Origin of the sequence: Floridaenema aerugineum BLCC-F46 (assembly GCF_041929345.1) — a bacterium.
In the GTDB taxonomy this organism is placed as follows: Bacteria; Cyanobacteriota; Cyanobacteriia; order Cyanobacteriales; family Aerosakkonemataceae; genus Floridanema; species Floridanema aerugineum.
In genome coordinates this window covers 1-11,031 of record NZ_JBHFNQ010000195.1, presented here as the reverse complement: position 1 = coordinate 11,031, position 11,031 = coordinate 1, and the positions used below count along the sequence as shown (strand labels likewise).

General features: G+C 41.6%; 6 protein-coding genes. 4 read left to right on the top strand and 2 right to left on the bottom strand.

Features of this window, described 5'->3' with window-relative positions; translation table 11 throughout:
- The first annotated feature begins 288 nt into the window (after positions 1 to 288).
- A complete protein-coding gene (locus tag ACE1CC_RS25010) occupies positions 289 to 966 on the top strand; it encodes an urease accessory protein UreF (RefSeq protein WP_413273150.1) in 678 nt (225 codons plus the stop codon).
- A 380-nt stretch (positions 967 to 1,346) separates the two neighbouring features.
- A complete protein-coding gene (locus tag ACE1CC_RS25005) occupies positions 1,347 to 1,781 on the top strand; it encodes a hypothetical protein (protein WP_413273149.1) in 435 nt (144 codons plus the stop codon).
- 61 nt (positions 1,782 to 1,842) lie between these two features.
- Here ACE1CC_RS25005 and ACE1CC_RS25000 read toward each other — a convergent pair whose 3' ends face one another.
- On the bottom strand, positions 1,843 to 3,921 hold the full coding sequence (locus ACE1CC_RS25000; RefSeq protein WP_413273148.1) for an ABC1 kinase family protein: 2,079 nt from the start codon (positions 3,919 to 3,921) through the stop codon (positions 1,843 to 1,845).
- Between the two features lie 206 nt (positions 3,922 to 4,127).
- Between ACE1CC_RS25000 and recN the strand changes: the two genes are divergently transcribed.
- Positions 4,128 to 5,888, top strand: a complete 1,761-nt coding sequence (recN, locus tag ACE1CC_RS24995; protein WP_413273147.1) for a DNA repair protein RecN — start codon at positions 4,128 to 4,130, stop codon at positions 5,886 to 5,888.
- 866 nt (positions 5,889 to 6,754) lie between these two features.
- Positions 6,755 to 9,352: a GAF domain-containing protein gene (locus tag ACE1CC_RS24990; RefSeq protein ID WP_459563916.1), complete on the top strand. Its 2,598-nt coding sequence runs from the start codon at positions 6,755 to 6,757 to the stop codon at positions 9,350 to 9,352.
- 359 nt (positions 9,353 to 9,711) lie between these two features.
- Here ACE1CC_RS24990 and dusB read toward each other — a convergent pair whose 3' ends face one another.
- Complete coding sequence (gene dusB / locus ACE1CC_RS24985; protein ID WP_413273145.1) at positions 9,712 to 10,779, bottom strand: tRNA dihydrouridine synthase DusB; 1,068 nt, start codon at positions 10,777 to 10,779, stop codon at positions 9,712 to 9,714.
- Positions 10,780 to 11,031: the final 252 nt, after the last annotated feature.

Genomic DNA, 11,031 nt, shown 5'->3' with positions numbered 1-11,031 from the left:
TTTTGGTTTTTTTTTGGTTTTTTTTGGGGGTTGGTGGGGGGGGTTTTGGTGTGTGGGTTGGGGGTTGTGGGGATTGGGGTTGGGGTTTTGGGGGTTTGGGTTTGGGGGGATTGGGTACAAGGGTACATGGGTACAAGGGGACATGGGGACGAGGGGACAAGGGGACGAGGAAAAATTTAGCTTTTCATCTTTACCTAATGACAAATGACCAATAACAAATGACCAATGACCAATGACAAATGACAAATGACAAATGACCAATGACAAATGACCAATGACCAATGACAAATGACCAATAATTTAAATCTGCTGCGTTTATTACAAATTACGAACACAGCCTTACCAGTGGGGGCTTATAGTTATTCGGAAGGATTAGAAAGTTTAGTGGAAGCAAAAGTAATTGATGACCAAATAACTTTGAAACATTGGTTAGAACAAGAATTGCGCTATGGTGCGATTAGAATAGAAGCGGCAATCATGCTCAGAGGTTATAGAGCTACAGAAAGTGGGGATTTAGAAGCTTTAGAGTATTGGAATAATTGGGCAAAAGCTGCCAGGGAAACGGCAGAGTTACGGGAACAAAGCTGGCAGATGGGTCATGCTTTGAGGCGGCTACTGGAAAACTTGGAGCCGCCGCTTAGTAAAGAGTTTAACAGCTTGAGTCAGGAGGTGAGTTTTGCGATCGGCTTTGGTATAATCTCCGCCCATTGGGAAATTAACCCATCAGCCGCCATTTTAGGATACTTACACAGTTGGGCCACCAATTTAATCAGTGCTAGCATCAGACTCATCCCTTTAGGACAAACCACAGGTCAACAATTATTGTCCAAATTACACAACCCGATCGTAGAAGCCAGCAGCGAAATCTTAGCCCTAACGGATGACGACCTGAGTAGTTGTGGATGGGGATTAGCGCTAGCGAGTATGGCTCATGAAATCCAGTACAGCAGATTATTTCGGAGTTAATACTTATAAAAGTTTTGCGATTTTCACCTAGAATTGACGCAATTATGGCACATAATGTTAATCAAGGTAAACTTTTGCCAATCCATGCACTGTCCATTCTCATTCGCTCATTACGCACACAAATCAGTAAAATTTAGAGGAAATCGTCGGCTGCTAGCTCAAAAAACACATTGACAATTTGGTACATTACACAGGATGGGAATTTAGATCTATTGACTTGTGTAATATCCTCAAGCTCGACTCAGCTGCGGCACAGGTAGCACCAAACCTGAGCGTATCTACTCTTAATCTGGCAATTTTTTAGCCAATTTTGCTGAGCCACCCCGAAAACACAGGGATAGTTGTGATGAATCGAACAGAGGTAATCAAAAATCAAGCTAATGCTACATTTTGCCCAGGTACAAAAGGAAGCAATTAAAGATCAAACCAAGCTGCGGTTATTAGCCCGCCAAGAATCTGAACATACCTGGGCTTTAATTGAAGAAGCTGAGGTGATTCCAATTCCAGCAGCCCAAACAGATGAGTGGAGTAATGGCTTGCTAGTTTTGGTGGAACTTTCTCCCACTCGCCAGGTTTTGAGTATTAAAGATGCTACAGATTGGGTGCTAGATTTGGTCAAAAATTACCTGACAAGTGAAATTACTTTAGATTTTATACAGCAAGAAAAGGAAAGGGTAGAGGAAGGGCTACAAACTCTGACTCTGGAAAAATTAGACCTCAGCCGTCGTTTACTAGAAGTAGAAGCACGGCGAGAAGAAATACAAGAGTTAGAAGCCAAGTTACAGCAACAAATGAAAGACTTAGATGGCAAATAGTGGCAGGAGAGAGTTTTGAATTGTCCTCCCCCCTGCTTTGAGAGTTCCAAGAGCCACGCTGCTAGCGATTTTCTACAGACACGGGTAAAGCCAATCTAGGTGGTGTATCTTCCCGATACTCAGCTTCTGGTTCTGTTAGAGACTGGTCTGAAATCAGAAGTTCCCGAATTAAGCGAGCAAGTGTACGTTGGGTAAGTCCGCCAATTACTTGTTGTCCCATTTGTTGAGTTTCGGGTTTCAGCAAAAGTTTAGTAATAATCGAGATCATCTCTATGGGGTCAAAACCTGGGGTTTCTTGGAGAATTGCCCAAATTCTCTGGATATGTTCGAGACTCTTGGGTGTTTCGGTGGTGGCGGGGATTTCGTTTGCTGCTAGTCCCAATCTTTGGCGGAAGGCAAAAGTCAAATTTTCCCAAGTGTTGCGCCCGAAGATGTCTAAACCATTGACTATTTCGTTAACTAGTTTTTTGCGAATGAAAGTGCCTCGTTCTGAATAGAGGAAGTTAACGGTTTGCTCAAGTGTCTGATTTAAGTCAAAATCTGGGGAGTTACGGGCATTGCGGATCAGGTTTTCTAACCGATTCCAGCGAAAACCACTTTGTTTGAACAATAAATCTTGTAAAGATGCTCTTAACTCTGGGGCTTGGTCGGTGAGTAAGCGTTTGGCGACGTAGGGATAGGCTTTGCTTAATACTTTGAAGTTGGGATCGATGTTAATGGCGATTCCTTCTAAAGTGACTAGGGAGCGAATAATTAAAGCGTAGTAGGCGGGTACACGGAAGGGAAACTCATACATTAAAGCCGAAAGCTGGTCGGTGATGCTCTTAAAGTTCATTTCGGCGACTGTGGAAGATAGGGCATCGTTGAAGACGGCAGCAAAGGCGGGGATGATGGGTGTCAGGTCGGTGTCGGGGGTTAAAAATTCGAGTTTGATGTAGTCTTGCCCTAAGCCTTCAAAGTCGCGGTTGACTAGGTGTACGACTGCTTCGATTAAGCCGTAGCGTTGTTGACGTTTGACTTCGCTCATCATGCCAAAGTCGAGGTAGACGAGTTTGCCTTCTGGACTGGCTAAAAGGTTGCCTGGATGGGGGTCAGCGTGGAAAAAGCCGTGTTCTAATAGTTGGCGGAGGGAACATTGAACGCCGACTTCGATGAGGTAGGAAGCGTTTATGCCTTGTTTCTGCATGGCTTCCAGGTTGGTTAATTTGGTTCCGGTGATCCATTCCATTGTGAGGACGCGACGGCGGGTGTATTCCCAGTAGATGCGGGGAATGTAAATGTCTGGGATGTGGCCGTAGAGTTGTTCAAAGCGTTCGGCGTTTTTTCCTTCGTGAATGTAGTCCATTTCTTCAAAGATGCGGCTACCAAATTCATCGAGGATGGCTACTAGGTCACTCCGCAAATTTTTGAAGGTTTTTTTTGCATAAGCTGCTAGACCGCGCATAATGTATAGGTCTAGGGCAATTTTTTGTTGCAGGTCGGGTCTTTGGACTTTGACGGCGACTGTTTCTCCGGTTTTGAGTTTGCCTTTGTATACTTGCCCTAGTGAGGCTGCGGCTAGTGGTTGGGGTGAGAGTTCGGCGTAGATTTGGTCGGGATGGGCTCCTAGTTCTTCTTGGATGAATCTATAGGCTACTTCGTTGGGGAAGGGGGGTAGTTGGTCTTGGAGATGGGTGAGTTCTTCTAGGTATGTTGGGGGTACTAGGTCGGGTCTGCTGGAGAGGGCTTGTCCGATTTTGATGTAGGCGGGCCCTAAGTTGGTGAGGAGTTGTTTTAGCTGGATGGCGCGTTTTTGTTGGTTTTGGTTAATTTTTCCTAAGCGGCGATCCCACCAGAGGCTAAGGGCGAAGATCGTGGAGGGCCAGACGATCGCTAAAGTGCGCCGCAAAATTAGGAAGGGTCGTCTGCGGTAATGTTGGGCGATCGCTTCTGGATCGTAAACTATGGTTTCTGTTTCGGCTTCTGGTGCAACTGTTTGGGCGCGTTTTTGGGGCGCTGGTGAAATGGTTGCTGATTCGGCGATCACTATTGGCTTTTCCACTGGTGTTTTGTCCTTTATGGTGATTGGATGGGTTGTGGTTTGGCGAACGCCTTCTGAATCAAGATGGGGCGAAGCTGGGGATACCGTCTTAGGATTCATGAATTTTTTATAATATTTAGTCTTGGGGGACTTATGTTAAAACATTGTAACAATTGCTAAGTTAATCAGGCAGAAGGCTAAGGGCAGAAGTTATACACCAGACCTCGGAAAAACTCAGTTCTAGTTTTGGTGTAGATTAAACTTGACGATGGTAGCTCTTATGCGGCGTTTGCTCAAGAAACCCTCAATTGTAGGCTGATTGCCTTATGTTAATAGGATTGCGGATTGAAAATTTTGCTTTGATTGACCGTCTGGAACTGGCTTTTGGGGCTGGTTTAAATGTGTTGACTGGGGAAACTGGGGCGGGAAAGTCAATTATTCTGGATGCTATTGATGCGGCGTTGGGTGGTAAGGTGACTAGTCGATCGATTCGGACTGGCGCACAAAGGGCTTTGGTGGAGGCGACTTTTCGGTTGAGTTCTGCTGTAGCCGAGTGGCTCAATCAGGAGGAGATCGATCTGTTGGATGATTATTCTGTGGTTTGTAGTCGGGAGATGTCTACTAGTCAGGAGGGTATCTTACGCAGCAGTCGATCGCGAATTAATGGTGTATTGGTAAATAGACAACAGATGGAACAGCTGCGATCGCGTTTGGTGGAAATTACTGCTCAAGGTCAAACTGTTCAAATTGGACAAACGGCTATTCAAAGGGAATATTTGGATAGTTTTGGGGGTGTGGATTTAATTGAGCAACGTCAAAAGGTGAATGCAGCTTTTCACGCCTGTTCTCAAGCTCTTTCGGCTTTAGAAAATCGTCGCCAGTCGGAACAAATGCGGTTGCAAAAGTTAGATTTGTTGGAGTTTCAATTACAGGAATTAAGTGCGGCTAAACTTAACGATCCTGATGAGTTAGAGTCTTTAGAACAAGAACGTAGCCGACTGTCTCATGTTGTGGAGTTGCAAAAGCAAAGTTACCAGGTCTATCAAGCTTTGTACCAAAATGATGAGGATGCCCAAGCTGCTGCTGATATTTTGGGAGAATCTGAGGCTACTTTAAGCCTTATGGTAGTCTATGATTCTAGCTTACAGCCAATTTTAGATATGGTAAGTGCGGCTTTGGCTCAGGTGGCGGAAGCTGCCAGACAAATTAATAATTATGGTGAGGCTTTGGAAGCCGATCCCGAAAGGTTGGAAACTGTGGAAGAGCGAATTAGGCAATTAAAGCAAATTTGCCGGAAGTATGGGCCAAGTTTGCCGGATGCGATCGCTTATCAACAGGGTGTGGAAGCAGAATTACAAGAACTTAAAGGTGGTGGTCAGTCTTTAGAAACTCTGGAAAAAATTTACCAGGAAAAAAAGGGAATTCTGCAAGAATGTTGTCAGATTTTGACAGAGTTAAGGTTGGTTGCTGCGAGAAAATTAGAGTCGCGTTTAATTGAGCAATTAAAGCCTTTAGCGATGGAAAAGGTGAAATTTCAGGTGGAAATTACACCGATTACTCCTACTGCTAATGGCGCAGATAAAATTACGTTTCTTTTTAGTCCTAATCCTGGTGAACCTTTGCATCCTTTAACCGAAACTGCTTCTGGGGGTGAGATGAGTCGGTTTCTTTTAGCTTTTAAAACCTGCTTTTCGATGGATTCTGTGGTAACACTAGTATTTGATGAAATAGATGTGGGTGTTTCTGGGAGAGTGGCGGCAGCGATCGCCCAAAAACTCCATCAAATCTCACAATACCATCAAGTTTTATGTGTGACTCACCAACCTTTGGTTGCAGCTATGGCCGATCGACATTTCCGTGTGGACAAGCAAGTAATTGATACTCCAGATGGAGAAAAAAATGCTCGGGCTTCCGATTTTCGCACTGTGGTAAGGGTGAGTTGTTTAGATACTCATTCTACTCGCTCTCAGGAATTAGCTCAATTAGCTGGGGGTGATTCAGCTACCGAAGCGATCGCTTTTGCTGAATCATTGATCGCCGAGGCAAATTTAAAAAGAAAAGACAAAGGCAGTCGTTACAACATATAATTCAACCAGAAGAGAACTTAGTAAAACTTAACCAAAGCTTAATAAAGTAATTAATAATTGAGGAGGTCGATCGGGAAAACTAATAAAGTAAGTTTATGCAATAAAAAGTTTTCAGGATTGTCAAAAAAAGTAAGCATTTGATTGTTTGAGTTATGTCTTATTCTAACCACAATCTACCATTCGCCGAATCAAGTACTAATGTAGTTGATGTCAAACCATACGTGGAAAAACAGGGTGTAAATCCAATGCTTGAAGTTACCAACGCTCAAGAGAATGAACAGTTAAGAAAGCAAACTCAGAGGTTGAAAATAGAAATGTCTGAGCCAATATATACGATTGATTGTGTACCATATAAGGAACAATCTCAGAATTCAAGAGATGAAAAATCACTAAAGATTGATAGTAAAAATATTCAGATTGAAGGAAATTTTAGGGAATCAGTTCGGCAAGAAAATCCCTGGGAAAAAATCGAAAAATTTATTGAAGAGGATAAGATTAATGATATTGAAGATAGAAAAAATCAGAATGGTTATAAGTCCTACGGAGATGAAATAAATATTGGTCAAAACCAAGAGAACAAAGAGAATCAAAATGGGCATCAAAATTATGATTTTGGTCGGGATTTTAGAAATAGTTGTTGGGATGAAGCGGAGAATGGAAGTGTAGAGGAAGAAAGAGCGATCGACCAAGAAAATCACATAATTGAAGTAGTGGGAAGTAATGGAGTAGAGATTAAAAATGAAATTTACATTAGACAAAATCAAGTAATTGATGTTACTCCTCAAGAAATAAGTTACGAAGTAATTGATGTAAGTAGTAGTGAAATCAATGGTGCAGTCAGTAATCAAGTAACTCAAGAGGATAATCTGGCAATTATACCAGAAGTTTACGACCGGAATTCTTATGAAAATAATCGGGTTCCAGGGGGCGCATTAACCACAACCAAAGGGTCATTTTCAACATTTTTGGCTCCTTTAAATAAAGAATCTTTTAAGGAAGCTGTTAAAGAAGTTAACCAAAAGCTTAGTACAGTAAATGACACCCTGACAATGGTAATTCATAGTGAGGGAATGGAAACTGTACTGCAAGAAATGTTGCAAAGTATTGCCTTAAAAACAGGAGAGTTATTAGCAGCCGATCGCACAACAATATTTTTAATAGATGAAGAAAAGAATGAATTGTGGTCAATTTTAGCCAAAAATGATGGCGTTGGCCCATTAGAAATTCGCATTCCGGCGGATAAAGGAATTGCAGGCGAAGTAGCTACTTTCAAGAAAGTAGTAAATATCCCTTATGACTTTTTTGACGATCCTCGTTCTGCGGAATCCCAAAAAACATATAAGAAAACAGGCTATCGCACATATACAATGTTAGCTTTACCTCTGTTAAATGCAGAGGGAGATTTAGTTGCCGTTGTCCAGTTACTTAATAAATTAAAAGCATCAAATGATCCGACAAAAGATTTGCGAGATCGCATTGATGTAGCAGGATTTACCAAACAAGATGAATACCTTTTTGAAGAATTTGCCCCTTCGATTCGGTTGATTTTAGAAAGTTCGCGTTCTTTCTATGTAGCCACACAAAAACAACGTGCTGCTGATGCTTTAATGAAAGCAAACCAAGCATTAAGTCAAAGCAGCTTAGACTTAGAAGAAACCCTAAAACGGGTGATGGATGAAGCTAAAAAATTGATGAATGCCGATCGCAGTACCTTGTGGTTAATTGACCATGAAAGAGAACAATTATGGACAAAAATTCCCATTGGTGGTGAATTAAAAGAACTGCGAATTCCCAGAAACGCAGGTTTTGCCGGAATGGTAGCAGAGTCAGGCGAACCACTAATGATTCCTTTCGATATTTATGACGATCCTCGTTCCGCAGTTTCTAAAGAAACTGATAATAAAACAGGTTATCGCACCTGTAGTATGTTGTGTATGCCTGTGTTTAATGCTGATGAAGAATTGATTGGAGTCACGCAATTAATTAACAAGAAAAGACAAGGAGAATTGCCAGAATATAACCCTGATAATTGGCCTGACGCACCAGAATGTTGGAAGGCGAGTTTTAATCGCACCGACCAAGAATTTATGCAAATTTTTAATATTCAAGCTGGTGTAGCATTGCAAAATGCCAAGTTGTTTGATGAAGTAAAACAACAACAGCAAATGCAGCGAGATATTCTCCGCAGTTTGTCAAATGGAGTGCTATCTACGGATAAAGCAGGTTGTGTAATTGCGGCTAATGAAAGTGCCAGAAAATTGTTAGGCTTAAGTGAAAATGAAAGAGTAGAAGGAACACCAGCTTGGGATTTGGTAAAAATTTGTGGTAAGGAAGGACTACAACAAGAAGATGATAATAAATTCCGTTCTTGGTTCCAAGCAGCTTTAGAAGCAGTGGAAGAGAGAAAGCGGCAACAGTATTATCCAGACCAAGTTTTACAGTCAACTAATGACGAAAAACACAGCGTTAATCTTTCGATCAATACCATCTCAGATGTGAATGATACCAGCAAAATTCGTGGCGCTTTAGTGGTAATGGAAGATATTAGTCATGAGAAACGATTGAAGAGTACAATGTATCGTTACATGACTCAAGAAGTAGCGGAACAATTGTTAGCTAGAGGCGATGATTTCAAGATGGGAGGCGATCGCAAAGAAGTTTCCGTTCTCTTCTCAGATATTCGCAGTTACACCACTTTAACAGAAAGAATGCAAGCCGAAGAAGTGGTACAAATGCTCAATGAATATTTCGAGTTAATGGTAGAAGCAGTTTTCCAACATAAAGGTACCTTAGACAAATACATTGGTGATGCTATTATGGCAGTCTTCGGTGCTTTTGTACCCTTAGAAGATCATGCTTTAATGGCGACAAAAACCGCTTTAGAAATGCGTTACCGTTTAGCCAAATTTAATCAACATCGCCGCGAGAATAATTTGCAGGAAATTAAGATTGGTATTGGTATAAATTCCGACGTAGTAATTAGCGGTAATATTGGTTCTTCACAACGGATGGAACTGACTTCGATCGGTGATGGCGTTAACTTAGGTTCCCGTTTAGAAAGTGCCAGCAAACAATATGGCTGCGATATTATTATCAGCGAATATACTTTTGCGAAATGCCAATCAGAAGTTTATTGCCGAGAATTAGATTACATCCGTGTTAAAGGAAAAACTCAACCCGTCTCAATTTTTGAATTAGTCTGTACGACAGACAATATGAGTTCAGTTCCTGATTGGAAAAAACAACAAATAGATATTTACCAGAAAGGACGGGAATATTACTTACAGAAGGAATTTAGATTAGCACAAAATGAATTTGGCAAAATAGTGGAAGAAATGAACAGCAGGAAAATGAAAGACAAAGCATCTGAAATGTATTTAGAACGTTGTCAATACTGGCTGACACACGATGAAGAATTAGAAAAGAAATGGGATGATGGCGTTTGGAGTTTAACAGAGAAATAACCTAACATAAGTTATTCAAAAACCCGGTTTCTTCAAGAAACCGGGTTTTTAGTTGAGACTGAAAACTTTGGCGGGCAGGATGCCCCTTTGGCGGGCAGGATGCCCCTTTGGCGGGCAGGATGCCCCTTTGGCGGGCAGGATGCCCCTTTGGCGGGCAGGATGCCCCTTTGGCGGGCAGGATGCCCCTTTGGCGGGCAGGATGCCCGCCCCACAATAATTATAGCTTTCTTGTGGGGTAGGCATCTTGCCTGCCCCATCTTTTCTTGCACCACGAGGCGGAGCCTCTATTTCTCGTTCCCAGGTTCAACCAGGGAACGAGTATTAGGAGGTTCTACCTCCTTTCTAGAGCCAGATCGGAGTTAAATTTTCACTAGCCCAGAGTCATCTTCTGTTAATTGCCAATTAGCTGAATCACCAAGAGTTTGCAAGTAATCGATCGCTTTATCTATCACCTCTAACCCTTGATCTAAACTTTCAATTACACTCAATTGTCCGCGCAATTCCGAAGCATTGGGAAAACCTTTTGCATACCAAGTCATGTGTTTTCTAGCTTGACGAATTCCCCTTTCTCCCTTATATTCCCACAGTGCTTTTAAATGATCTTTAGCACATTCTAACCGTTCAATTGCTGTTGGTGGTTCCTTGACTTTTCCCGTTTTCAAAAAGTAGTCAACTTCGCCAACTAAAAAAGGATAACCTAGCGTTCCTCTAGAACACATTACCCCATCTGCACCCGTTTCTGACAAACAACGAACCGCAGCTTCGACAGAAAAAATATCGCCATTTCCAATTACCGGAATAGACAAAATTTCCTTAACTTTACCTATCCATTCCCATTTTGCAGGACCCGTATAACCTTGGGCGCGAGTTCTACCATGAACAGTAATCATTTGTGCGCCAGCATCTTCCATGCGTTTAGCAAATTCTAAAATAGTAATCTCTTTATCTGACCAACCAATGCGAGTTTTAACTGTTACTGGAACATTCACAGCTTTAACAACTTCTCGAACAATTGCTTCTGCTACTTCTGGTTGTCTTAATAAAGAAGAACCGCCCCCATTTTTAGTAATTTTATTAACAGGACAACCCATATTAATATCTACTGTATCTGCCCCTTCTTCTACTGCTTTTATAGCTGCTTCGGCTAAAAAATCTGGGCGACAATCAAATAATTGAATACTAATTGGTCGTTCGCCTGGGTCTACCTCCATAATTTGAGGTAATTGTTTAACATAATGTAAACCTGTGGCATTAACCATTTCGGTGTACATCATTGAATCTGGGGCGTAGAGACGTACTAAGCGGCGAAATACCAAATCAGTAACACCGGATAAGGGTGATTGTAGCACCCGACTTTTAACTTCAAAAGTGCCAATTTTTAAAGGTGTTGATAGTCTTTCTTGGAGACTGGGAGATAAAGACAACATATAAACTGTAAAGGAATCTAGCCTTTCTATTGTAGATGAAGATTAAGTACGTTGTTGCGCTTGAGGGCTATTTAGGTTGTGGCGGTATCGCAACCACGGACGATTTTTTTCTTGTTTCATGTTTTTTCATAATTATTTTTTTTTTTTTTTTTTTTTTTTTTTTTTTTTTTGTTTTTTTGGTTTTATTCTCTTATCTAATATTTTTTTTTTTTTTTTTTTTTTGGTGTTTGCTCTTTCCCCCTACCCCCCCCC

Bases quoted from the DNA above. Each gene is read 5' to 3' on its own strand.
- recN (WP_413273147.1), top strand. From the start codon at position 4,128: ATGTTAATAGGATTGCGGATTGAAAATTTTGCTTTGATTGACCGTCTG.
- dusB (WP_413273145.1), bottom strand. From the start codon at position 10,779: ATGTTGTCTTTATCTCCCAGTCTCCAAGAAAGACTATCAACACCTTTA.
- ACE1CC_RS25005 (WP_413273149.1), top strand. From the start codon at position 1,347: ATGCTACATTTTGCCCAGGTACAAAAGGAAGCAATTAAAGATCAAACC.
- ACE1CC_RS25010 (WP_413273150.1), top strand. From the start codon at position 289: ATGACCAATAATTTAAATCTGCTGCGTTTATTACAAATTACGAACACA.
- ACE1CC_RS25000 (WP_413273148.1), bottom strand. From the start codon at position 3,921: ATGAATCCTAAGACGGTATCCCCAGCTTCGCCCCATCTTGATTCAGAA.